18 protein-coding genes are annotated in these 22,723 nt (G+C 67.8%); 10 read left to right on the top strand and 8 right to left on the bottom strand.

Annotation, left to right across the window (positions count from 1 at the left end):
* Window positions 1–62 precede the first annotated feature (62 nt).
* The 4 genes from Q9R02_RS06600 to Q9R02_RS06585 all read left to right on the top strand — a co-directional run bounded on the left by Q9R02_RS06600 (window position 63) and on the right by Q9R02_RS06585 (window position 5,085).
* Complete coding sequence (locus Q9R02_RS06600) at window positions 63–1,193, top strand: histidinol-phosphate transaminase (RefSeq protein ID WP_305995870.1); 1,131 nt, start codon at window positions 63–65, stop codon at window positions 1,191–1,193.
* A gap of 164 nt (window positions 1,194–1,357) precedes the next feature.
* Window positions 1,358–2,569 (top strand): pyruvate dehydrogenase (acetyl-transferring) E1 component subunit alpha, encoded by a 1,212-nt coding sequence (gene pdhA / locus Q9R02_RS06595; protein WP_305995869.1) that lies wholly within the window; start codon window positions 1,358–1,360, stop codon window positions 2,567–2,569.
* 2 nt (window positions 2,570–2,571) lie between these two features.
* Window positions 2,572–3,552 carry an alpha-ketoacid dehydrogenase subunit beta gene (locus Q9R02_RS06590; protein WP_305995868.1) on the top strand — a complete coding sequence of 327 codons (981 nt, stop codon included), beginning with the start codon at window positions 2,572–2,574 and terminating at the stop codon, window positions 3,550–3,552.
* An 18-nt stretch (window positions 3,553–3,570) separates the two neighbouring features.
* Window positions 3,571–5,085: a dihydrolipoamide acetyltransferase family protein gene (locus Q9R02_RS06585; RefSeq protein ID WP_305995867.1), complete on the top strand. Its 1,515-nt coding sequence runs from the start codon at window positions 3,571–3,573 to the stop codon at window positions 5,083–5,085.
* A gap of 242 nt (window positions 5,086–5,327) precedes the next feature.
* Here the strand turns inward: Q9R02_RS06585 and Q9R02_RS06580 are convergent, their stop codons facing one another.
* Window positions 5,328–5,747: a universal stress protein gene (locus Q9R02_RS06580; protein ID WP_305995866.1), complete on the bottom strand. Its 420-nt coding sequence runs from the start codon at window positions 5,745–5,747 to the stop codon at window positions 5,328–5,330.
* Window positions 5,748–6,134: 387 nt separating this feature from the next.
* Here Q9R02_RS06580 and Q9R02_RS06575 point away from each other — a divergent pair, with 387 nt between their 5' ends.
* From Q9R02_RS06575 to Q9R02_RS06555, 5 genes are all read left to right on the top strand, one after another.
* Complete coding sequence (locus Q9R02_RS06575) at window positions 6,135–7,118, top strand: ABC transporter permease (protein ID WP_305996086.1); 984 nt, start codon at window positions 6,135–6,137, stop codon at window positions 7,116–7,118.
* Window positions 7,118–8,092: an ABC transporter permease gene (locus tag Q9R02_RS06570; RefSeq protein WP_305995865.1), complete on the top strand. Its 975-nt coding sequence runs from the start codon at window positions 7,118–7,120 to the stop codon at window positions 8,090–8,092. The genes Q9R02_RS06575 and Q9R02_RS06570 overlap by 1 nt, the downstream gene beginning before the upstream one ends.
* Window positions 8,089–10,245 carry a dipeptide ABC transporter ATP-binding protein gene (locus Q9R02_RS06565; RefSeq protein WP_305995864.1) on the top strand — a complete coding sequence of 719 codons (2,157 nt, stop codon included), beginning with the start codon at window positions 8,089–8,091 and terminating at the stop codon, window positions 10,243–10,245. The genes Q9R02_RS06570 and Q9R02_RS06565 overlap by 4 nt, the downstream gene beginning before the upstream one ends.
* 53 nt (window positions 10,246–10,298) lie before the next feature.
* Window positions 10,299–12,020 carry an ABC transporter family substrate-binding protein gene (locus Q9R02_RS06560; protein WP_305995863.1) on the top strand — a complete coding sequence of 574 codons (1,722 nt, stop codon included), beginning with the start codon at window positions 10,299–10,301 and terminating at the stop codon, window positions 12,018–12,020.
* Between the two features lie 166 nt (window positions 12,021–12,186).
* On the top strand, window positions 12,187–13,245 hold the full coding sequence (locus Q9R02_RS06555; RefSeq protein WP_305995862.1) for a Gfo/Idh/MocA family oxidoreductase: 1,059 nt from the start codon (window positions 12,187–12,189) through the stop codon (window positions 13,243–13,245).
* Between the two features lie 92 nt (window positions 13,246–13,337).
* Here Q9R02_RS06555 and Q9R02_RS06550 read toward each other — a convergent pair whose 3' ends face one another.
* On the bottom strand, window positions 13,338–15,020 hold the full coding sequence (locus Q9R02_RS06550; RefSeq protein WP_305995861.1) for an ABC-F family ATP-binding cassette domain-containing protein: 1,683 nt from the start codon (window positions 15,018–15,020) through the stop codon (window positions 13,338–13,340).
* Between the two features lie 154 nt (window positions 15,021–15,174).
* Window positions 15,175–16,284, bottom strand: coding sequence for an alanine dehydrogenase (gene ald / locus Q9R02_RS06545; protein ID WP_305995860.1), 1,110 nt, complete (start codon window positions 16,282–16,284; stop codon window positions 15,175–15,177).
* A 234-nt stretch (window positions 16,285–16,518) separates the two neighbouring features.
* Here ald and Q9R02_RS06540 point away from each other — a divergent pair, with 234 nt between their 5' ends.
* Complete coding sequence (locus Q9R02_RS06540) at window positions 16,519–17,739, top strand: PucR family transcriptional regulator (protein WP_305995859.1); 1,221 nt, start codon at window positions 16,519–16,521, stop codon at window positions 17,737–17,739.
* Between the two features lie 371 nt (window positions 17,740–18,110).
* On the opposite strand, the gene Q9R02_RS06535 is transcribed toward Q9R02_RS06540, so the two are convergent.
* The 5 genes from Q9R02_RS06535 to cycA form a co-directional block, all read right to left on the bottom strand.
* The gene (locus tag Q9R02_RS06535) at window positions 18,111–18,413 is read right to left on the bottom strand and encodes a hypothetical protein (RefSeq protein WP_305995858.1); all 303 of its coding nucleotides are present in this window, start codon (window positions 18,411–18,413) and stop codon (window positions 18,111–18,113) included.
* 9 nt (window positions 18,414–18,422) lie between these two features.
* Window positions 18,423–18,878: a helix-turn-helix domain-containing protein gene (locus tag Q9R02_RS06530; protein WP_425279231.1), complete on the bottom strand. Its 456-nt coding sequence runs from the start codon at window positions 18,876–18,878 to the stop codon at window positions 18,423–18,425.
* A gap of 141 nt (window positions 18,879–19,019) precedes the next feature.
* The gene (locus tag Q9R02_RS06525) at window positions 19,020–19,298 is read right to left on the bottom strand and encodes an HPr family phosphocarrier protein (protein ID WP_305995856.1); all 279 of its coding nucleotides are present in this window, start codon (window positions 19,296–19,298) and stop codon (window positions 19,020–19,022) included.
* Between the two features lie 36 nt (window positions 19,299–19,334).
* A complete protein-coding gene (gene ptsP, locus Q9R02_RS06520; protein ID WP_305995855.1) occupies window positions 19,335–21,014 on the bottom strand; it encodes a phosphoenolpyruvate--protein phosphotransferase in 1,680 nt (559 codons plus the stop codon).
* 92 nt (window positions 21,015–21,106) lie between these two features.
* Window positions 21,107–22,558 (bottom strand): D-serine/D-alanine/glycine transporter, encoded by a 1,452-nt coding sequence (gene cycA, locus Q9R02_RS06515; protein WP_305995854.1) that lies wholly within the window; start codon window positions 22,556–22,558, stop codon window positions 21,107–21,109.
* Window positions 22,559–22,723 lie beyond the last annotated feature (165 nt).

Here is a 22,723-nt window from a genome sequence, read left to right as displayed (position 1 = left end):
GCGTTCCCGAACGAGGCCGGACTTCAGGGCCCACCCAGGCCGAGGGCACTACGCTTTAAGCCATGAGCCCGCATGAGTCGCCCGTCACGGGTGCGTCCGCGCACCCCGCCCAGGAAGTCTTCCCCCGTCCCGCCGTCGGACGGCTCCCCAAATACTCCGCCGGCAAGCCTCCCCGCGTTCTGGACGGGCTGACCAGCTACAAGCTCTCCTCCAACGAAGTGGCGCTGGCGCCCCTTCCCGAGGTCCGCGAGGCCGTGGCCGGCTTCGACGCGTTCAACCGCTACCCGGATCCCCTGGTGAGCGGGCTCAGGGCCCGCATCTCCCAGGAGTTCGGCGTCCCGGCCGACGACGTCGTCACCGGCGCGGGCAGCCTTGGCGCGCTGATCCAGATCATCTCCGCCTTCGCGGGCCAAAACGAGGACGGCAGCCAGGACGAGGTCCTCTACGCCTGGCGGTCCTTCGAGGCCTACCCCATCTGTGTGGGCCTGGCCGGTGCGCGGAGTGTCCAGATCCCCCTGCTGGCGGACGGCCGCCACGACCTGGCCGCCATGGCCGCCGCGGTCACGGAGAACACCCGCATCATCCTCCTGTGCACCCCGAACAACCCCACGGGCCCGGTGCTCCGCACCCAGGAGACGCACGACTTCCTGGCCCGCATCCCGGAGAACGTCCTGGTGGTCATCGACGAGGCCTACGTCGAGTTCGTCCGCGACCCGGATGCGGTGAAGGGCCTCGAGTTCCTGGAGCGCTACCCCAACGTGGTGGTTCTGCGGACCTTCTCCAAGGCGCACGGCCTGGCCGGCCTGCGCGTGGGCTACTCGGTCTCCCACCCGGAGATCACCCAGTACCTGCGCCTCTCCGCCACCCCGTTCGCCGTGTCCCAGGTGGCCGAGCACGCCGCCATCGCCTCTCTTGACCACCTTCCCCAGGTGATGGAACGCGTCGAGTCGGTGGTCCAGGAGCGCGAGCGGGTGGTCTCCGCGCTTGCGACGCAAGGCTGGGAGCTGCCGCAGGCCCAGGGCAACTTCGTCTGGCTGCCCCTGGGGGACCGCTCCGCGGAATTCGCCGAGCTCGCCGGGACCCACGGCCTCTCCGTGCGCGCCTTCCATCCGGAGGGCGTCCGTGTGAGCATCGGTGAACCGGAGGCGAACACCCGTTTCATCGGCCTCTGCGAGAGCTTCATCGCCTCCTGAGCAGGGCAGAGTATGCCCCGGCGTGCACGTCTTAAATCTGACGAACGCCGGGTTGTCCGGCTACAGTTGTCCCCGGACACCGTATATTCCGAGAACGGAATACATACCACCACTGGAATATATCGGTTCATTCCCATATCCACGGACCGAGGCAAGGAGACGGCATGGGCGTTGGTCAGCTGCCGACCACCGAGTTCAACGACGAGGAACTGGACGAGTATCCCGAAAGCCACCTGGGCCCCGTGCCCCGGCCCGGCGGCGAGGACATGATCCAGCTCCTGGACGCCGAGGGGCGCCGGCATGACCACCCCGTCTTCGGTGCCTATGCCGAGGCGCTGGACGCGGAGAAGCTCCGGGGCTTCTACCGTGACATGGCCGTAGTGCGCCGCTTCGATCAGGAGGCCACCGCGCTGCAGCGTCAGGGCCAGCTGGCCCTCTGGGTCCCGTTGACCGGTCAGGAGGCGGCCCAGATCGGTTCCGGTCACGCCACCCTCCCCGAGGACTTCATCTTCCCCACCTACCGCGAACACGGCGTGGCCCTCACCCGCGGCATGGACCTGGCACAGCTCCTGAGCCTGTTCCGCGGCGTCTCGCACGGTGGCTGGGACCCCCGGGAGAAGAACTTCAACGTCTACACGCTGGTGCTCGCCGCCCAGGTGCTGCACGCCGTCGGCTACGCGATGGGCATCCAGCGCGACCGTAAGGCCGCCCTGGCGAGGGGCGAGCAGCCCGAGGACGCCGCCGTCGTCGCCTACTACGGCGACGGTGCCAGCAGCGAGGGCGATGTGCATGAGTCCATGGTCTTCGCTGCCAGCTACCAGGCCCCCGTGGTGTTCTTCTGCCAGAACAACCACTGGGCCATCTCCGTCCCCACGGTCACCCAGACGAAGGTCCCGTTGGCGCACCGCGCCCAGGGCTACGGCTTCCCCGGCATCCGCGTGGACGGCAACGACGTCCTGGCGGTCCACGCCGTGACCCAGTGGGCCCTGGACCGTGCGCGCCGCGGTGAGGGCCCCGTGCTGATCGAGGCGTTCACCTACCGCCTGGGCGCCCACACCACCGCGGACGACCCCACCAAGTACCGCCCGGGCTCTGAAGAGGAGCAGTGGCGTGCCAAAGACCCGCTGACCCGCCTGGAGGCCTATTTGAAGGCCGAGGGCCTGGCGGACGAGGCGTTCTTCGACGACGTCGCCCGCCAGGGTCAGGAACTGGCGGACCATGTCCGCGAGACCGTTCTGGCGCTGCAGGCCCCCACGCTGGAGGAGGCCTTCCAGCATGTGTACGCCCAGGCCCACCCGCTGGTGCAGGAGGAACTGCGCTGGTACCAGGAGTATGAGGCGGGATTCGTGACCGAGCAGCAGAGCGCAGAGGGCTGAGCATGACCACCATGACCATCGCCAAGGCGATCAATGAAGGCCTGCGGGCCAGCCTCGGTGCGGACGAGACCACCCTGCTCATGGGCGAGGACATCGGCGCCCTGGGCGGCGTCTACCGCGTCACCGACGGGCTCCAGCAGGAGTTCGGCGAGGACCGCGTGGTGGACTCCCCGCTGGCGGAATCCGGCATCATCGGCACCTCCATCGGCCTGGCCATGCGCGGCTACCGCCCGGTCTGCGAGATCCAGTTCGACGGCTTCGTCTTCCCCGGCTTCAACCAGATCACCACCCAGCTGGCCAAGTACCACGCCCGCACCTCCGGCAACGTCACGCTGCCAGTGACCATCCGCATCCCGTACGGCGGCGGCATCGGCTCCGTGGAGCACCACTCCGAGTCCCCGGAGGCGCTCTTCGCCCACACCGCGGGCCTGCGGATCATCACCCCGTCCAACGCCCACGACGCCTACTGGATGACCCGCCAGGCCATCGAGTGCCCGGACCCGGTGATCGTCTTCGAACCGAAGAAGCGCTACTGGCTCAAGGGTGAGGTGGACACGCAGGATCCCGGCGCCAGCGCCGACCCGTTCAGCGCTCATGTGGTCCGTGAGGGCACCGACGCCACCATCGTGGCCTACGGCCCGCTCGTGCCGGTGGCCCTGGCCGCGGCGAACGCCGCCGCCGAGGAGGGGCGCAGCGTGGAGGTGCTGGACCTGCGCAGCATCTCCCCCATCGACTTCGACGCGATCGAGGCCTCCGTCCGCAAGACCGGCCGCCTCGTCGTCGCACATGAGGCGCCGACGTTCGGCGGCATCGGCGGCGAGATCGCCAGCCGCATCTCCGAGCGCGCGTTCCTCAGCCTCGAGGCCCCGGTCATCCGCGTGGGCGGCTTCCACATGCCGTACCCCGTGGCCAAGGTGGAGGAGCACTACCTCCCGGACATCGACCGCATCCTCGACGCCCTCGACAAGACCTTCTCCTACTAGGCCAGGAAGGCCACACGCATGAGCACGCAGACATTCACCCTGCCCGACGTCGGTGAAGGCCTGACCGAGGCCGAGATCGTCTCCTGGAAGGTCAAGGTGGGGGACACGGTCGCCATCAACGACGTCCTCTGCGAGATCGAGACCGCCAAGTCCCTCGTGGAGCTTCCGTCGCCGTACGCGGGCACCGTGACCGCGCTGCTGGTGCCCGAAGGCCAGACGGTGGAGGTCGGCACCCCGATCATCTCGGTCGGTTCGGGAGCCGACGACGCCGCGCTCGCGCCTGCCGCCCCCGCCGCAGCGCCGCAGGAGGCGGCTCAGCCCGCTGCCGCGGCGCAGGATGACTTCAAGCCGGTGCACGGCACGCTGGTGGCCGACACCGAGCAGGGCGCCGGGCCACTGGCCGACACCGAGCAGGGCGCCGGGCCACTGGTCGGCTCCGGGCCCAAGGCCGACGCCGTGAAGCGCCGCGCGCGCAAGGCCCCCGCGGGAGTGGCGCCCGCCGTTCCCGCGGCGAGCACGCCCGCCCCGGCCGCCCGCTCGCAGGCCGCGCCGTCTCAGGCCCCGGCCGCCGTCGTCGTGCCGTCCGCCGCGTCCTCCGACGACGAGCGCCACGGCCTCGGCGGTGCTCTCAGCGGCCTGGTCAACCGGGTGCTGGCCAAGCCGCCGGTCCGCAAGATCGCCCGCGACCTCGGCATCGACCTGGCGCTCGTGACCCCCACGGGCGCGCGTGGCGAGGTGACCCGCGAGGACCTGGTCAGCTACCAGGCGCAGCGTGAGGCCGAGGTGGCCCAGTCCGGGTCCTTCTGGGGCGCATCGGCCAAGAGCCAGGAACGCCGGATCGAACGGATCCCCGTCAAGGGCGTCCGCAAGGCCACGGCCAAGGCCATGGTCGATTCCGCGTTCCAGGCCCCGCACGTCTCGATCTTCGTGGACATCGACGCCAGCCGGACCATGGAGTTCGTGCAGCGCCTGAAGAAGTCCCGCGACTTCGAAGGCATCAAGGTCTCCCCGCTGCTCATCCTGGCCAAGGCCGTCATCTGGGCGGCCGCGCGCAACCCCAGCGTGAACTCCGAATGGGTCTCCACGCCCGAGGGCGATGAGATCCACGTCAAGCACTACATGAACCTCGGCATCGCCGCCGCCACCCCGCGTGGCCTCCTGGTGCCGAACATCAAGGACGCCCAGGACCTCTCCCTCAAGGAGCTGGCCATCGCCCTGAACGAGCTCGCCACCACGGCGCGCTCCGGCAAGACGAAGCCCGCCGACATGCAGGGCGGCACGCTGACCGTTACCAACGTCGGCGCCCTCGGCATCGACACCGGTACCCCGATCATCAACCCGGGAGAGGTGGCGATCGTCGCCTTCGGCACCATCAAGCAGAAGCCGTGGGTGGTTTCCGGCGAGGTCATCCCCCGCTGGATCACCACCCTGGGCGGTTCCTTCGACCACCGCGTGGTCGATGGCGACCTGTCGGCCCGCTTCATGGCCGACGTCGCCGCGATCATGGAGGAGCCGGCGCTCCTGCTCGACTGAGCGGGGCGGGGTCGTGGCGTTCGGGCTGGGTTCGCTGGTGAAGCACCACATGCTCTGCGTGCTATCCCCGCGTCCGGCTATGGCTGTCTGCGGCTGACGTACGACGCGGGGCCCCTTTACGCACGCTGCCGCATGTCCTGCTTCACCAGCTTGATTGTGCCTCGCCTACGACGACGGCGGCCCGCTCATCGACATGAGCGGGCCGCCGTTGTTTAAGGATTTCCCGTGGGAGGGGTGGGTCCTCAGCCTTCGGTGGTGTTGACGATGTAGACGTCGCACGGGGCGTTGTGCGCCACGGTGTTGGCCACGGAGCCGAGGACGCGGCCGATGCCGCTCATGCGGCGGTTTCCGACCACGATGACGTCGGCGTTCAGGCGCTCGGCCTCAGACAGGAGGGCGTCCGCCGGGCGGCCGCGGGAGGAGAGGTATTCGACGTCGGTGCCGAGGCTTTCCGCGACCTGCTTGGCGACGCGCTGGGCGTCATCGGCGTCGGACATGATGAAGGTGTCGCTGCCGCTGCCGAAGACCTCGACGTTGTCCTTGTCGAACGCGGTGATCACGTGAAGGCGGGCCTCCAGACCCTGCGCCAGGGTGTAGGCGGCCTTCGCCGCGCGGGCTGCAGTCTCGCTGCCGTCGACGCCGACAATGACAATTCCGGACATATCCGCTCCTTTGTGGATGCTATAGCTGTGTTACCTAAGCGTAATATGTGGGCGGAGCGGAGAGAAGCGCGGATCCCTGCCCGATGCCCATCATGGCGGACTGAGAGAAAACGGTCACTTTACCGTCCGGTTCGCGGGGAGTCCACTCCCCGTGTTACCGATGGGTAGCTCAGATAACAATCTGATTGCCAAGGAGTGAAAGAGCTCTTTCACACCCTGTGATCCATGGTAGTTTTCCGTTGAAATGTGACGCGCCGCACATCTGGTCACGAGCCTGGTCGGCAGTCTGGAAGGAAACCCCGTGCTTCAACCCCCCACGGCCACCGCCACCCGCGGATGCCGGACGCCTTCCCGCGCGCCGTCGGCGTGCAGGACGGGCGGACGCCAGTGATCAAGTATCTGCTCAAGCGAGCCGCGACGTACGTGGTCATGATCTTCCTGACCACCTCGGCCGGGTACTTCCTGGCCGTTTCCACCATGAGCCCGTCCCTCATCGAGCAGGAGAAGATTCCGCGGCCTACGCCGGAACAGGTCGCCCGCTCTCTGGCCTCGAAGAACCTGGATCCGGCGATGAACCCCTGGGACCGCTACGTGCAGTGGCTCACCGGTGTGGTCACCCGCTGGGACTGGGGGCTCGGCCCTGACGGCGGGTCCGTGAACTCCGCGTTCGGTGACCGTGTGTGGGTCTCCACCCGCTTGTTCCTGGCCGCGATCATCCTGACCCTCGTGATCGGAGTTGCACTCGGTGTCTTCACCGCGGCCCGCCAGTACAAGGCCTCGGACCGGGTGATCACCAGTTACTCCTACCTGACCTATATCGTCCCCGCACCCATCGCCTACTTCCTGGTGCAGCTGGCGGCCATCAACATCAATGACGCCAGCGGCCAGACGATCTTCTACGTCACGGGCATCTCGACTCCCGGGATGGATCCAGGCTGGCCCACCTTCGTGGACTTGGTGGCCCACTACGTGGTCCCCACCTTCGCCATCACCCTGGTGGGCTGGGGTGCCTATCAGATCGCGCAGCGTCAGTACCTGCTGGACAACGTCAATGCCGACTTCGTCCGCACCGCCCGGGCCAAGGGCCTCACCCGGAACCAGGCGATCCGCAAGCACGCCCTGCGCGTCTCCTTCATCCCGGTGGCGCAGACGATCGCATTCGCAGTGCCGGCCATCTTCGTGGGCGGCTTCTTCGCCGAATCGATCTTCGCGTGGCCGGGCATCGGATTCTGGAGCATTGACGCCATCGGCAAGCAGGACGTCAATGCGGCCACCGCCACCCTGGCGTATGGTTCCGTCATCTTCGCTGTCGGTGCCGTCCTGGCCGACCTCGCCACTGCACTCGTCGACCCGAGAGTGAAGGTCTCCTGATGTCCGTCGTCAACGAAGTCACTGCCGAGATGCAGGCTGAACGCCTGGAGCATGACGGTGTGGTCATCTCCAAAGGGCGGATCATCTTCCGCCGCTTCCTGCGCAACAAGACCGCGGTGGCAGGCCTGACCCTGTTCCTGTTCCTGGTGGTCTTCTCCGTGCTGGGCCAGTTCCTCACTCCCTGGACCAAGAACGACATCGACCCCGCCTACATCGGCGACGCGCCGTCCGCCGAACACTTCTTCGGTACCACGCAGGCCGGTGTGGACCTCTACATCCTGATGGTGGAAGGTCTGCGCACCTCCATCGTCATCGGACTGGTGGTGGGCCTGGGTTCCATGCTCTTCGCGGCCGTCTACGGCTGTGTCATGGCCCTGTACGGCGGCAAGGTGGACAAGGTGATGCTCTTCATCCTCGAAGCGCTGATCATGATGCCGTCCCTGCTGGTGGTGGCGGTGGTGACCAGCGGTGGCTCGGTGGGCAAGGCCAGTCTCCCGAGCTGGCTTACGCTCACCATCGTGCTGCTGGTGTTCAACTGGATGGGCCCGGCCCGTCTCATCCGCTCCATTTCCATGTCCCTCATTGAACGGGACTTTGTGAAGGCCGCCCGCTACATGGGAGTCCCCACCCGGGACATCGTCCGTAAGCACCTGATCCCCAATATCGGCTCCCTCCTGGTCCTGGAGATCACCCGCGGCGTGACCCTCGCCATCCTGCTGGAGGTGTCCTATTCCTTCATCGGCGTCGGCATCAAACCGCCGGACATGAGCCTGGGCATCCTGATCGGCCAGGCCAGCCAGCAGGTCAGCAGCTTCCCTTGGATGTTCTGGTTCCCGCTGCTTGCCATGTTCGCCCTCACCGGGTCCATGGCCATGATGAACGACGGCCTGCGTGACGCCTTCGACCCGAGCTCCGCCTCCGTGGGCCGGACTCGCAAGCGCAAGGCCCGCACCGCACAGGAGAAGACCGCATGACCACCGTAGAACGCCTCCACGTGCCCGGCACCCGGGCTCCCGGGGATGCCGTCCTCTCCGTGCGGGACCTCAACGTCCGCTTCAACTCGGAGAACGGCGTGGTGCACGCCGTCCGGGGTGTTGACTTCGACTTGATGCCCGGCAAGACCCTCGGCATCGTGGGCGAATCCGGCTCCGGCAAATCCGTGACCTCGATGGCCATCATGGGCCTGCTCCCGGATGCGGCGGAGATCGACGGTTCCGTGATGCTCAAGGGCCAGGAACTGCTGGGCCTCTCCGACTCCCAGATGTGCAAGTACCGCGGCAGTGAGCTGGCCATGATCTTCCAGGACCCGCTCTCCTCCCTGACCCCGGTGTTCACTATCGGGGACCAGATCGTGGAGGCACTCACCGTCCACAATCCGAAGATGAGCTCCAAGGCCAAGGCGGCCCGCGCCGTCGAACTCCTCCGCCTGGTGGGCATCCCCAGCCCGGAGGCACGGCTGAAGTCCTTCCCACACGAGTTCTCCGGCGGTATGCGCCAGCGCGTCATGATCGCCATCGCGATCGCCAACGACCCGCGCGTGCTGATCGCCGACGAGCCCACCACGGCCTTGGACGTCACCATCCAGGCGCAGGTGCTGGAGGTCATGCACAAGGCGCAGGAGGAGACCGGCGCCGCGCTCATCATGATCACTCACGACCTGGGCGTGGTGGCCGGTATGGCGGACGACATCATGGTGATGTACGCGGGCAAGCCGGTGGAGACCGGCACCGTGGACCAGCTCTACTACAGCCCTCGCATGCCGTACACCATGGGCCTGCTCGGCGCCGTGCCGCGGGTGGACAAGTCCGCGCAGACCTCGCTGGTGCCCATCGAGGGCATGCCGCCGAACCTTCTCACGGCCCCCACCGGCTGCTCCTTCGCCCCACGCTGCCCGCTGGCGGGCCCGGAGTGCCTGGATGGCGAACCGGCGCTGCTGACGGTGGCCGACGACGGCGGCGCAGGCCACCGCGCCGCCTGCGTCAAGCTGGCGCAGCTCGCCGACGTCGACGTCCACGAGGTGTTCAAGGCGCCCCCGGTTCCGGTGTCCCGCTTCGCCGGGGTGCCGCGCGAGGAGCGCGGCACCGTCCTGCGGCTCAACGACGTCAAGAAGCACTTCCCGCTCATGAAGGGCTCCCTGTTCAAGAAGCGCATCGGCACGGTCAAGGCCGTGGACGGGATCAGCTTCGACGTCCGCGAGGGCGAGTGCTTCTCGATCGTGGGTGAGTCCGGCTGTGGCAAGACCACCACGCTCCTGGAGATCATGGAGTTCAACAAGGACCAGCCCGGAGAGGTGGAGATCGGCGGGCTGAACAGCAAGTCCGCCGTGTCCGGCTCCCAGAAGCAGGCCATGCGCAAGGAACTCCAGATGGTGTTCCAGGACCCCACGGGAGCCCTGGACCCGCGCTTCACCGTCTATGAAGTCCTGGCGGAGCCCCTGCAGAACCAGGGCATGCCCAAGGAGCAGATCCGCAAGCGGATCATGGAGCTCATGCGCCTGGTGGGCCTGCAGCCGGACCACGTGAACCGTTTCCCCAACCAGTTCTCCGGCGGTCAGCGCCAGCGCATCGGCATCGCCCGCGCGCTCGCCGTGAACCCCAAACTGGTGGTGCTGGACGAGCCCGTCTCCGCACTGGACGTTTCCGTCCAGGCCGGGGTCATCAACCTCCTGGACAAGCTCCGGGCGGAACTCGGTCTGAGCTACCTCATGGTGGCCCATGACCTCTCAGTCGTACGTCACATCTCGAACCGGGTGGCTGTGATGTATCTGGGGAAGATCGTGGAGATCGGGGACGTGGACAGCGTCTTCGATTCCCCGCGGCATCCCTACACCCGCGCCCTGCTTTCCGCGATCCCCGTCCCGGATCCGGAAGCCGAGCGCACCCGCGAACGCATCATCCTCTCGGGGGACCTGCCCACACCGCTGGATGCCCCCCAGGGATGCAACTTCGCCTCCCGGTGCCCGATCTTCGCCGCGCTTCCCGAGGAGAAGAGGTCCACGTGCCTGGACCTCGAACCTCCTCTGGAGAGCGGCGGAACCGACCATCGGTTCGCGTGCTTCTTCCCCGACAGGGAACTGGACGCGGACATGCTGGTGCAGCACGAAACCGCCGACGCCGGCGGCCTCTGAGGCCCCGGGTCCACCGTGGAACTCAACCACCTCGCTCCTTTGAAGGGAACACCATGAAGAAGAAAGTGACTCTCGGCATCGCCACCCTGGCGGCCGTGACGCTGGCGTTGACCGCGTGCGGTGGCGGCAGCAAGGGGCCGGAGGCCGCAAAGGCCGAGGGAGCCGGCGGCGACACCTCGAAGCTCGTCCAGACGGATCCCAAGGACGTGAAGGATCTGGATCAGGGAGGCACTGTCACCCTGCCGCTGGGCAACATCGGCCCGGACTTCAACAACGCCTCCAACTCCGGCAACTCCTCCGATAACCGGGCCCTCCTGGGCCCGATCAATGAGGCCTACACGAACGGCTGCTGGACGCCGACCACTCAGGGCGACTATGTCCTGGACAAGAACTTCTGCGAGGACTTCAAGTCCGAGGTGAAGGACGGGAAGCAGACCGTCACGATCAAGATCAACGACAAGGCCACCTGGAACGACGGTACTCCGATCGACTGGAAGACCTTCGAGAACACCTGGAAGGTGCTCAACGGCTCCAACAAGGACTTCGACATCGTCGATGCGGGCGCTTACCAGTACATCGATTCCGTGAAGGCGGGCGCCTCCGACAAAGAGGTCGTGGTCACGCTCAAGCGCCCCACATTCCCTCTGTTCCAGATCTTCGACCAGCTGATCCACCCGAAGGTCAACACACCGGACGTGTTCAACAAGGGCTTCAGCGGCAATATGCACCCCGAGTGGATGGCGGGGCCGTTCACGGTGGAGAAGTACGATTCCGCCGCGCAGACGGTCACGGCCATCCCCAACGACAAGTGGTGGGGCGCCAAGCCGGTCCTGAACAAGATCGTCTTCCGTCAGATGGAGAAGAGCGCTCAGGTCGCCGCCTTCAAGAACGGTGAGATCGACGCCATCACGGCCAACTCGATCAGCTTGTACAAGCAGGTGGACGGCACCAAGGACTCCGACGTCCGCCGCGGTCAGCGTCTCTTCGCCGGCGGGATGAACATCAACGCGAAGAGCCCGGCCCTCTCGGACGTGGCGGTGCGCAAGGCCGCCTTCGTGGCGGTGGACCGCGAGGCGGTTCGCAAGGTCAAATTCAACGGCCTGAACTGGGAGGAGCCCAACACCGGGTCCATGATGCTCCTGCCGTTCTCCAAGTACTACCAGGACAACTGGCCGGTCACGGAACAGGGCGGAGACGCTGCCAAGAAGGTTCTGACGGACGCAGGCTACAAGGTGGACGATAAGGGCTACATGGCCAAGGACGGCAAGGAGGTCGCCTTCACCGTCGCGAACTTCGGCGATGATCCCACCAACCTGGCCGTTGCCCAGACGCTCCAGAAGCAGCTTCAGGCCGGTGGCATGAATGTCACCATCGCCCAGCACGGCGCCTCCGAGTTCGGCAAGGTGGTGGGCAAGCGCCAGTTCGACATCTCGCTCTCGGGCTACACCGTCAGCGCCGACGCCACGCAGGCCGTCAGCCAGTACTACTCCACGGCGTCTGACCTGAATGGACTGGGCAACGCTGATCTGGACAAGCAGATCGCGGATCTTCAGTCCGTGGCGGACGATGCGGCTCGCAACAAGGCTGCCAACGCTGTGGAGAAGTCCTACCTGAGCCAGTACTTCACGCTCGGCACTCTGTTCAACGGTCCGGAAATCGCCTTTGTGCACAAGGGCCTGGCCAACTACGGGCCCACCCTGTTCGCGAACCCCACCGACACCCTGGTTGGCGACTGGACCACTCTCGGCTGGGAGAAGGGTTCCACCCACAAGTGATCCCGAGCCGCTGAACGGCACGGTTCCTGAACGGTGATCCTCGGTGAGGGCCGGTGCGTCGCACGACGCACCGGCCCTCCTCGTTCTTGCCCATCTGGTCGGGACGATCTGTCGGAATGGGCGGTTCATAACGACAAATAGACCCGACCAGTTGGACCATGGAGGCATGGAATCCTCACCTCTGCGCACCGCGGTGGTGGGCTACGGCCTGGCCGGCCGCGCCTTCCACACGCCTCTCATCCACCACAGCCCGGGATTCAGCCTGGACCTGATCGTCACAGGCAACCCGGAACGGGCCGCGAACGCCACCGCACGGTACCCGGACGCCACGATCGTCCCCGCCTTCGATGATGTCCTGTCACGGGCGGCGGAACTGGACGTGGTGGTCATCGCCACCCCGCCGGAACTGCACCACCCGCAGGCGAAGGCGGCGCTGGAAGCCGGGCTCGACGTCGTCGTGGACAAGCCGTTCACCGTCACCAGCACGCAGGGCGAGGAGCTCGTGGCGCTCGCGGCGCGGCTGGGCCGCCGGCTGACCGTGTACCAGAACCGGCGCTGGGACAACGCGCTTCTGACGGTGCGGCGGCTGCTGGAGGACGGGACGCTGGGGGAGGTGCACCGCTTCAACGCGAACATGGAGCGCTGGTCCCCGGGCTTCTCCAAGCAGTGGAAGGCGTCCTCCGGTGTGGAGAGGGGCGGCGGGCTGGTGTTCGACCTCGGCACGCACCTGGTGGACTGCGCGCTGCAGCTCTTCGGGCCGGCGCGCGTGTTGCACGCGGAGATCGCGGCGCGGCGCCCGGGTGAGCCGGCCGACGACGACGCGTTCCTGGTCCTGGAGCACGCGCGCGACGGCGCGGGGCGGCCGGTGCTCAGCCACCTGTCGATGACGCTGACGGCGGCGCAGCCCGGGCCGGTGTTCGATGTGCGGGGCAGTGGTGGGAGTTATGTGAAGTTTGGCTTCGATCCGCAGGAGGCGCAGCTGTCCGCGGGCCTGACGCCGGCGGATCCCGGCTACGGTGTGGAGGCGGACGAGGCGTCCGGGATCCTGAGCGACGGCACCTCGAATCACGTGGTGCGCAGTGAGCCGGGCCGGTACCAGGAGTTCTACCGCCTGCTGGAGCTGCACCTGCGCGGCGAAGGCCCGGCCCCCGTGGATCCGGCGGGGGAGACGGGCCCATTGGCCGGTCTGCGGCTTATCGAGGAGGCGCGCCGGATCGCCCGGTGAGCCCCTGAACCCAACTGGTCGGGCCTAACTGTCGGAATGAGAGCCTCAAAGCAACAGTTAGGCCCGACCAGTTGGAGTGCGCGGGACCGGACCTACCGGGCCCGGTCCACGCGCTTCTCGTCCCAGACCGGCTCCTCCGACTCGTAGACCTTGCCGTCCGAGCCGAACACCAGGAAGCGGTCGAAGGACTTGGCGAACCAGCGGTCGTGCGTGACGGCCAGGACGGTGCCCTCGAAGGCGTCGATGGCGCGTTCCAGGGCCTCACCGGAGTGCAGGTCCAGGTTGTCCGTGGGCTCATCCAGGAGCAGGAGCGTGGCGCCGGAGAGCTGCAGCAGCAGGATCTGGAACCGCGCCTGCTGGCCACCGGAGAGCGAGTCGTACTTGTTCTCCGCCTGCGCCACCAGGCCGTAGGCGTCCAGCGCGCCGGAGGCGGCCTCGCGGCCCAGACCCGAGCGGTGCTCGTCGCCGCGGTGCAGGATGTCCAGGAGCGTGCGGCCGGAGAGGTCTGGGCGGGAGTGCGTCTGGGCGAAGTAGCCGGGCCGGATGCGGGCGCCGAGCTTCACGGTGCCCTCGTGCGGGACCTCGCGGATCTGGATGTCCGAGACCGGCAGGTGTTCCCGGTCCGGGTCCGTGCCGCCCGCGGCGAGCAGCCGCAGGAAGTGGCTCTTGCCGGAACCGTTGGAGCCGAGGACGCCGACGCGGTCGCCGAACCAGATCTCCGTGGAGAACGGCTTCATCAGGCCCGTCAGCTCCAGCTTCTCCGCCACCACGGCACGCTTGCCCGTGCGGCCGCCGCGCAGCCGCATCTGGACATTCTGTTCCAGGGGCAGCGCCTCCGGCGGACCGGCCTCCAGGAACTTCGCCAGACGAGTCTGGGCGGCCTGGTACTTGTTGGCCATGTCGGAGCGGAACGCGGCCTTGGTCTTGTACATGTTGACCAGTTCCTTGAGCTTTACGTGCTCCTCATCCCAGCGCTTGCGGAGCTCCTCGAAGCGGGCGTTGCGGTCCGCGCGGGCCTGCACGTAGGAGCCGAAGCCGCCGCCGTGCACCCAGGCGCCGGCGCCGTTGATACCCGGCTCCAGGGTCACGATGCGGTCCGCACCGTTGTTCAGCAGTTCACGGTCGTGGCTGATGAAGAACACCGTCTTCTTGGACTCCTGAAGCTTCTCCTCCAGCCAGCGCTTGCCGGGGACGTCCAGGTAGTTGTCCGGTTCGTCCAGGAGCAGCAGCTCATCGGGGCCGGAGAACAGGGCCTCCAGCACCAGGCGCTTCTGCTCGCCGCCGGACAGGGTCGACGCCGCGCGGTGCGCCGCCTTGTCGAACGTCACCCCGAGCGCGGCCATGCAGACCTCATCCCAGACGGTCTCCAGCTCGTAGCCGCCCACATCGCCCCAGTCGACGATCGCCTGCGCGTACCGCATCTGGGTGGGCTCGTCGTCGTGCTCCAGCATGGCCTTCTCCGCGTCCTCCACCGCCTTGCCGGCGGCCGCGAGGGCGGGCGTGGCAGTGGTCAGGAGGAGATCTCGGACGGTGGACTCGTCCCGGACCTGGCCCACGAACTGCCGCATGATGCCCATGCCGCCAGAGCGGCCGATGACGCCTTCGTCCGCCTTGAGGTCACCGGAGATGATCTTGAACAGCGTGGTCTTGCCGGTGCCGTTGGGCCCGATCAGGGCCGTCTTGGTGCCGTCCGGGACCTTGAAGGTCACGCTGTTGAGGAGCTGGGTGCCGTCCGAGAGGAAGTAGTCGATTCCGGCGACGTCGATATGGGCCATTGTTTCAGTTTAAGTGCGCGACGGCGGGGCGCGGGTTTCGTGGGTGGGCGGCGCGAGAGTCGGCTGAAGACCAACTGGTCGGGTCTATCTGTCGCTTGACCACAGTTGAAGCGACAGATAGACCCGACCAGTTGGACAGGGGGCGAGGGGCGGACTAGACCAGATCGCGCCAGTCGGACAGCTCCAGACCGGAGGCGTCAGAGACCGAGTGGTGCGCCACCTTGCCGGCGGCGACGTTGAGGCCGGCGGCCAGGGCGGCGTCGCGCTCGAAGGCGGCACGGACGCCCAGGTTCGCCAGGGCCACCGCGTAGCGGAGCGTGACGTTGGTCAGGGCGTAGGTGGACGTGTTCGGCACGGCACCCGGCATGTTGGCCACGCAGTAGAAGATCGAGTCATGCACCTTGAAGGTGGGGTTCTCGTGCGTGGTGGGGTGGGTGTCCTCGAAGCAACCACCCTGGTCCACGGCGATGTCAACCAGGACGGAGCCCGGCTTCATCTTGGCCACGAGCGCGTTGGTGACGAGCTTGGGGGCCTTGGCGCCCGGGATCAGGACGGAGCCGATGACCAGGTCGGCCGCCACCAGGGCGCGCTCGATCTCGAAGGAGTTGGAGGCCACGGTCTTCAGGCGGCCGCCGTAGAGGGCGTCCAGCTCGCGCAGGCGGTTGATGTTGATGTCCAGGATGGTGACATCGGCACCGGCGCCCATGGCCATGACGGCCGCGTTGGTGCCGGCCACACCTGCGCCGAGGACGACGACGTTCGCCGGGCGGACACCCGGAACGCCGCCCAGGAGGATGCCCTTGCCGCCGTTCGGGGCCAGGAGGGATGCGGCGCCCACCTGCACGGACAAGCGGCCGGCGACCTCGGACATGGGGGCCAGGAGCGGCAGGGCGCGGCCTTCCTGGACGGTCTCGTACGCGATGGCCGTGACGCCGGACTCCACGAGTCGAGTGGTCAGTTCCGGTTCGGCGGCCAGGTGCAGGTAGGTGAAGAGGATCAGGCCCTGGCGGAAACGGTGGTACTCCGCGGCGATGGGCTCCTTGACCTTCATGACCATGTCGGCGCGGGCCCAGACCTCATCGGCGTCGGCCAGCAGGGTGGCGCCGGCCTCCTTGTACTCGACGTCCGTGATGCCGGAACCCACGCCCGCGCCCTGTTCGATCAGGACCTCGTGGCCGTGGTTGCGCAGCTCGTGGACGCCGGCGGCCGTGATGGCCACGCGGAACTCGTTGTTCTTGATTTCCTTGGGGACGCCGATGATCATGGGGGACTCCATAGAGGTCGTGCCCTGGGCCTGGTGAGACCCGGCCGGGCGGGGAAGTTCTCTGTGCAAAAAAGCATAGGTCCGGTGTGAGCCAGCCGACAGAAGCGCCTTCGGGCCGGACGGCGGGCTTCCGCGGAATTCCGGGGATCACGACGGGCAATAGTCTACATTTGTCCAAGCCCATGGCGGCATGTGTCGCCTGCTGTAGGGTTTGACTCGAGTACTCTGGTGTGCATGCAGCAACCCGATGTGGAACAGCTCGTGGAGCAACTCGCCGCCAGGCTGGGGCGTGGCCTCTCCCTGGAGGACCTGGACGGACTCCTGGTGGCCTACAGCTCCAACCAAGACCAGAGCGACAGGGTGCGGGTGAATTTCCTGCTCACCAAGCGCGTTCCGCCGGATGTGAGCGCCTGGCAGCTGTCACATGGCATCGCCAACGCCGTGCGGCCCGTGGTGGTCCCCGCGAATGAGGATCTGGGCATGCTGGGACGCGTCTGCGTGCCCATGCTGGTCCGCGGTTTCCGCGTCGGATACCTCTGGGTGCAGATGGGGCCGGAGGAGACCAGCGCCGCGCCGCTCCTGGGGGAACTCTCCGAGGTGCGGCACGAGATGGAGCTCCTGGCCTCCCTGCTCCTGGAGTCCAACGCCGCCGAGTCGGAGCAGCGCAAGCGCCGCGAAGCCGAGTTCCTCACGGCGTGCGCGGGAGACCGCAACGCGCTCGGCGCTCTGGCCAATTGGCCGGAGGTGCATGGCAAAGGGCCGTGGCAGATTGTGACCGTGCTCGACGCCGGCGCGCGCCACGAGCCGGAAGACCCCCTCGCCGCGTCGCTCACCCACCGTTCGGCGGCGCTGCAGTCCACCGTCGGCGTCGCCGAGGCGCTGTTCAGCGCGGGCCGCCCCAGCCACTCCGTCCTGCTGTTCCGTTCCTCGCAGGGCCGTGCGGTGCACGCCCAAGTGCTGGTTCATTACCAGCTGGAACTGGCCAAGCGGTCCGGGCAAGGAAGACCCCGGATCGTGCTGGGGATCAGCGAGGCGTTCGCTGAGATCCGCAGGCTGCCCCGTGCGTACGGCGAGTCGCGGACGGCGGCTCTGGCCGGCGTCGTCGAGCCCTCTCTGGGTGAGCTGGTGGACTGCCGCGACACCGGCATCTACCAGTTCTTCGCGACGGCGGCGCAGGGGCCCATGGACTGGGGCGGGGCGAGTTCGCTGAACTTCACGGCCCTGGAGGCCGGGGACAAGAATCACGAGCTGCGGCCGGTGCTGGAGATGATCTATGACACCGGCGGGACCGTCCAGGATGTGGCGGACCAGCTGCACCTGCACCGGAGCACCGTCTACAACCGCTTGGCCAAGGTCCGGCAGATCATCGGCGCGGATCCGCTGAAGGGGTCCGTCCGGCTGGAGCTGCACGCGGCGCTCAAGGCGGCCCGCTGGCACGAGCGGCCGCGGATCTAGGAACGGCCCCACAACGACGCGTGGCCCGAACGGCCGGTGGGCCGTTCGGGCTGCGTATGGGGAGGCGCTCAAACACATCGAGCCGGAGGAGACCGCCTCAGAGTTGGGGGTGAAGCGGTGCGCAGCCGGCTCGTGGCGCGCACGCCTCCTCCGGAAGCGTCAGGTGCCCGGGAAACGTCCGTCCTCCTGGAACCGTGGGCGTCGCTCCGCCGTCCGGGGGTGCGGATCGGGGGATCCGCTGACGGTGGAACGTGATGACGTCCGGGCTCCTGCAGCACCTGTTGTCCCGATGCTATGTGGGGAATCCGGCCCGGACGGCGGATCTTAACGCGATCTTAACGCCCTCTCGCCGCCTGGCCGGGCGCCGGGGATCAGTCCTCGGGCGTTCCTGCGTCCCGGCGCCGGGACTCCTTGCGCTCCTCCTCGAGACGCTCCAGAGCACGGGAATCGAAGTGGTGGAAACGGGGTCCGTCGTCCTCCGGATCGCCCGGATCCCCCGTGCCGGCATGGCGCTTCTTGAGGAACTCGGCCGCGATCACGGCACCGGCCACGTACGCCACGATCACGAAGGCGACCTGAATCACCCCGCTGATCCCCAGCAGCCCCAGGACGGCGCCGACCAGCACCGCCGCGAGGACGCCGAACAGGGTGTGAAGACCGATGAGTTTGGGCACGGTTCCAGCCTAGTCCGCGGCGGGGTCTGCGGCTGCCGCCGCGTCACTCTTCTTTTGCACGGCCGTCTTTTGCGCGGCCAGCCAGGCGAGGATGTCACCGCGCCGGATCCGCCGGTGCGTGCCGCGGTACTGGACGGGGATCTCGCCCCGGTCCGTCATGTTCCGCAGAAAGGTGTGGGAGATGCCGGCCAGCGCCGCCGCCTGGCCCGTGTTCAGGAGTTCGTCCGCACCCGGCTCCTCCTGGCCGGCGCCCGCGGCACCGTCCACGGTGCTCACCGTGACCGCCTCGCCCTGCGCCAGGCGGGACAGCAGGTCCAGCACGGCGTCCCGCGCGCCGTCGGGCAGTCTGAAGACCGTGCCGTCCACGAAGACGGTGACGTCCTGCCCGCCGTCCAGCGCCCGCCGAAGCCCGGCTGCGGCGTCGTGGGGGAGGGGTTCAGTGGTGTGTGGCGCGGTCATGACCACAGCTTAAACATCGATTGTCCCCGCCGCCTCCCCAACCTCGCAAGCTCGGTTCGGGTCCCTCGGCGGCGGGGGCCCACCGTAGGTGTCGTTCTGAGCGCTCAAAACGACACCTACGGGGCAATCGATGAAAGGACAGTCTACTCAGACGGCGTCCAGGTCCGTCTCGACCAGGGCGGCGAGCTTGTCCAGGGCCTCGTCGGCGCCGGGGCCTTCGGCGCGCAGCACCACGGTGTCACCATTGCCGGCGCCCAGGGTCATGAGGGAGAGGATGCTGGAGGCGTCCATGGCCTCGTCCTCGGGGGTGCCGTCCAGGGCGATCGTCACCTCGACGTCCAGGTCTCCTGCGGCCTCGGCGAAGAGCGCGGCGGGGCGGGCGTGCAGGCCGGAGGCGCTGGCGACGACTGCTTTGCGTTCGGGCATGGGGTTCTCCTTCGAAAAAGTAGGTCTGGTGAAAGCTTAGAGCCCGAGCTCGGCGAGCATCGGCAGGCGGGAGCGGACGGCCTCGCGGCCCTCGGCTGCGGTGGGCGCGTTCACGGCCAGCGCCGCGAGCTCCTGTGCCTCGGGCAGGGACACCGACTTGAGCACGGTGCCGACGGCGGCGAGCGAGCGGGCGGTCATGGACAGCGTGTTCACGCCCAGGCCGGTGAGGACGACGGCGAGTGCCGGGTCCGCGGCGGACTCACCGCACACGCCCACTGCCTTGTCCCCGGCCGCCTTGGCGCCCTCCACGGTCAGCTGCACCAGGCGCAGCACGGCCGGCTGCCACGGGTCGTTGAGGCCGGCAAGCGGGCCGAGCATGCGGTCCGCGGCCATGGCGTACTGGGTGAGGTCGTTGGTGCCGAGTGAGGCGAAGTCGACCTCCTGCAGGACGCTGCCCGCGGTCAGGGCCACGGACGGGACCTCCACCATGACGCCCGGGGTCTTCAGCCCCGCCGCGGCGCACAGACCGGCGAAGTGGGCGGCCTCCGGCCGGGTGGCGATCATGGGGGCCATGACCCACACGTCCGCCTCGGAGTCCTCGGTGGCCTGGGCGATCGCGGAGAGCTGGCGCTCCAGCACGCCCGGGGTGGTCCAGTCGGTGCGGTAGCCGCGCACGCCCAGGGCCGGGTTCGGCTCGGTGGCGTCCGTGAGGAACGGCAGGGGCTTGTCCGCGCCCGCGTCCAGGGTCCGGACCACCACCTTTCGCCCCGGGAACGCGGCGAACACGGCCCGGTAGGCGGCAGCCTGCTCGTCCACGGTCGGCTCGGTGTCGCGCTCCAGGAAGCAGAATTCGGTGCGGAACAGGCCCACACCCTGTGCGCCGAGCGCGGCGGCCGCCTCGGCGTCCTTGGCGTTGCCCACATTGGCCAGCAGCGGCACCAGGTGACCGTCCGCCGTCGTGCCCGTGCCGTCGAAGGAGGCCAGCGTCGCGGCGCTCGTGGCCCACTTGGCCGCGGCCTCGCGCTCGGCGTCTCCGGGAGCGTCGACGACGACGCCGGCCGCGCCGTCCACATACACTTCGCTGCCTTCCGCGATCGCCTCGATGCCCGCTGCCGCGACGACGGCGGGCAGGCCCAGGGAGCGGGCGATGATGGCGGTGTGGGACTGCGGGCCGCCGCCGGAGGTGGCCAGGGCCAGGACCACGGAGGTGTCCAGGGTGGCGGTGTCCGCCGGGGCGAGGTCCTCGGCCAGGAGGATGAAGGGGGTGTCCGAGCTGGGGATGCCCGGTGCCGGGACGCCGCGCAGCTGCGCGACGATGCGGGCGCGCACGTCCAGCACGTCCGTGGCGCGTTCGGCCATGTAGCCGCCCACCGCTTTGAGCTGGGCGGCCACACCGTCGGCGGCCTCCCAGACGGCGCGTTCCACGCCGGTGCCCGCCGTGATGAGCTTTCCCGCCGCCTTGAGCAGCATGGTGTCCTTGGCCATCAGCGCCGTGGCCTCCAGGACGGCCTTGCCGTCCTCCCGGGCCCTCGTGGCCCGCTCCTTGAGCTCGTCATGCACGGCCGCGGCCGCGGACTTCAGACCCGCGATGGCTTCGGCCGGGTCCGTTCCGGCCGGCAGGGTCTCTCCTGCGGGCGGCTCGGCGAGCGGCTCCGGCATGTGCTTGACAGTTGCGATCACGCGGCCGGGGTTGACCCCGACTCCCTGGAAGGTCATGGGCGGAACTCCTTAGGCTCACACGATTCAAGTGCGGGAAACATGCTGGAAATGGTAGTGGGCGGGCCTGGGGCCCGCCCACAAAAAGACGTTTACTTCATGCTTTGTGTCCAGGCTTCATGCCTGGCTTTGTGGTGCGGTGAGCGCCTCACGTAGAGCCAGGCGATCACCAGGATCACGAACCAGATCGGCGTCACGAGCAGCGCCGTCAGGGTGTCGGGCTGGGTGGTGAGGGCCCAGATCAGGAACAGGAAGAAGGCGAAGACCACGTACACCATCGCCACGCCGCCGGGCATCTTGTACTTGCTCTGCGCGGCCAGTTCCGGGCGCTTGCGGCGGTAGGCCAGGTAGCTGAGCAGGATGATGGTCCAGACGAACATGAAGCAGACGGCGGACACGGTGGTCACCATGTCGAACGCGGCGCCGATGTCCTTGCCCGCGTAGAGGAGCACGACGCCGCCCAGCAGCAGGACGCAGGAGAGGAACAGGGCGTTCTGGGGCACCTTGCGTCGGGACAGCTTGCCGAACACGGCCGGCGCGTCGCCGTCCTGGGCCAGGCCGAACACCATGCGGGAGGTGGAGTAGATGCCGGAGTTGGCGCTGGACATGGCGGAGGTCAGGACCACCAGGTTGACCACGGTGGCGGCGATGCCGAGGCCCGCCAGGGAGAACATGCCGATGAAGGGGCTGTGGCCGGCCATGAACTCGGTCCACGGGGTGACGGACATGAGGATGATCAGGGCGCCCACGTAGAAGAGCATGACGCGGACCGGGATGGCGTTGATGGCCCGCGGCAGGTTGTGCTCCGGGTTCTTGGTCTCCGCGGCGGCGGTGCCCACGAGCTCAATGCCCACGAAGGCGAACACGGCGATCTGGAAGCCGGCCACGAAGCCCATGAACTCCTTGGGGAAGAACCCGCCGTGGCTCCACAGATTCGTGAAGGAGGCGGTGCCCGCGGGGGACTGGAAGCCGGTGAAGATCAGGATCAGGCCGGTGATGATCAGGGCCACGATGGCCACGATCTTGATGAGGGCGAACCAGAACTCGGTCTCACCGAAGGCCTTCACGGTGGGCAGGTTCAGGGCCAGCAGGATACCGATGGTCACCAGGCCCGGGATCCAGAGCGGGATGCCCGGGACCAGCTCCTTGGCGTACCCGGCGATGGCCACCACGTCCGCCACGCCCGTGACCACCCAGCAGAACCAGTAGGTCCAGCCGGTGAAGAAGCCGGCCCAGGGGCCCAGGAGATCGCCCGCGAAGTCGCTGAAGGACTTGTAGTGCAGATTGGAGAGCAGCAGTTCACCCATGGCGCGCATGACGAAGAACAGCATGAAGCCGATGATCATGTACACGAAGATCACGGACGGCCCGGCCACGGAGATGGTCTTGCCGCTGCCCATGAACAGCCCGGTGCCGATGGCGCCGCCGATCGCAAGGAGCTGGATGTGCCGGTTGCTGAGGGCGCGTTCCAGATGTGGTTCGCTGGAGACCCCGGCCTCCGGGGCCGTGCTGCTCGCAGGAGCGGTCGGTTGCTGATTGCTCATACTGGACCCTTCGTTCGCATTGTCGCCAAAGTGAGCTGGCTAACATTTGGCCGCTCACAGCGTAGCGCGAATGAGATCCGGGCTGGATAAACAAATGTCGAACGCTTGAGTGGTCCAGGGCGTGAAGTGTCGATCTTCGTACGGCATCCGCCGGAGAACTTTGTA

This window comes from Arthrobacter horti (assembly GCF_030731045.1).
Classification (GTDB): domain Bacteria; phylum Actinomycetota; class Actinomycetes; order Actinomycetales; family Micrococcaceae; genus Arthrobacter_E; species Arthrobacter_E nanjingensis.
The sequence above is the reverse complement of the archived record's forward strand: the minus strand, read 5'-3'. Positions and strand labels throughout refer to the sequence as shown.

Bases quoted from the DNA above. Each gene is read 5' to 3' on its own strand.
- Q9R02_RS06600 (WP_305995870.1), top strand. From the start codon at position 63: ATGAGCCCGCATGAGTCGCCCGTCACGGGTGCGTCCGCGCACCCCGCC.
- cycA (WP_305995854.1), bottom strand. From the start codon at position 22,558: ATGAGCAATCAGCAACCGACCGCTCCTGCGAGCAGCACGGCCCCGGAG.
- pdhA (WP_305995869.1), top strand. From the start codon at position 1,358: ATGGGCGTTGGTCAGCTGCCGACCACCGAGTTCAACGACGAGGAACTG.
- ptsP (WP_305995855.1), bottom strand. From the start codon at position 21,014: ATGACCTTCCAGGGAGTCGGGGTCAACCCCGGCCGCGTGATCGCAACT.
- Q9R02_RS06540 (WP_305995859.1), top strand. From the start codon at position 16,519: ATGCAGCAACCCGATGTGGAACAGCTCGTGGAGCAACTCGCCGCCAGG.
- Q9R02_RS06550 (WP_305995861.1), bottom strand. From the start codon at position 15,020: ATGGCCCATATCGACGTCGCCGGAATCGACTACTTCCTCTCGGACGGC.
- ald (WP_305995860.1), bottom strand. From the start codon at position 16,284: ATGATCATCGGCGTCCCCAAGGAAATCAAGAACAACGAGTTCCGCGTG.
- Q9R02_RS06565 (WP_305995864.1), top strand. From the start codon at position 8,089: ATGACCACCGTAGAACGCCTCCACGTGCCCGGCACCCGGGCTCCCGGG.
- Q9R02_RS06580 (WP_305995866.1), bottom strand. From the start codon at position 5,747: ATGTCCGGAATTGTCATTGTCGGCGTCGACGGCAGCGAGACTGCAGCC.
- Q9R02_RS06525 (WP_305995856.1), bottom strand. From the start codon at position 19,298: ATGCCCGAACGCAAAGCAGTCGTCGCCAGCGCCTCCGGCCTGCACGCC.
- Q9R02_RS06585 (WP_305995867.1), top strand. From the start codon at position 3,571: ATGAGCACGCAGACATTCACCCTGCCCGACGTCGGTGAAGGCCTGACC.
- Q9R02_RS06570 (WP_305995865.1), top strand. From the start codon at position 7,118: ATGTCCGTCGTCAACGAAGTCACTGCCGAGATGCAGGCTGAACGCCTG.
- Q9R02_RS06560 (WP_305995863.1), top strand. From the start codon at position 10,299: ATGAAGAAGAAAGTGACTCTCGGCATCGCCACCCTGGCGGCCGTGACG.
- Q9R02_RS06590 (WP_305995868.1), top strand. From the start codon at position 2,572: ATGACCACCATGACCATCGCCAAGGCGATCAATGAAGGCCTGCGGGCC.
- Q9R02_RS06555 (WP_305995862.1), top strand. From the start codon at position 12,187: ATGGAATCCTCACCTCTGCGCACCGCGGTGGTGGGCTACGGCCTGGCC.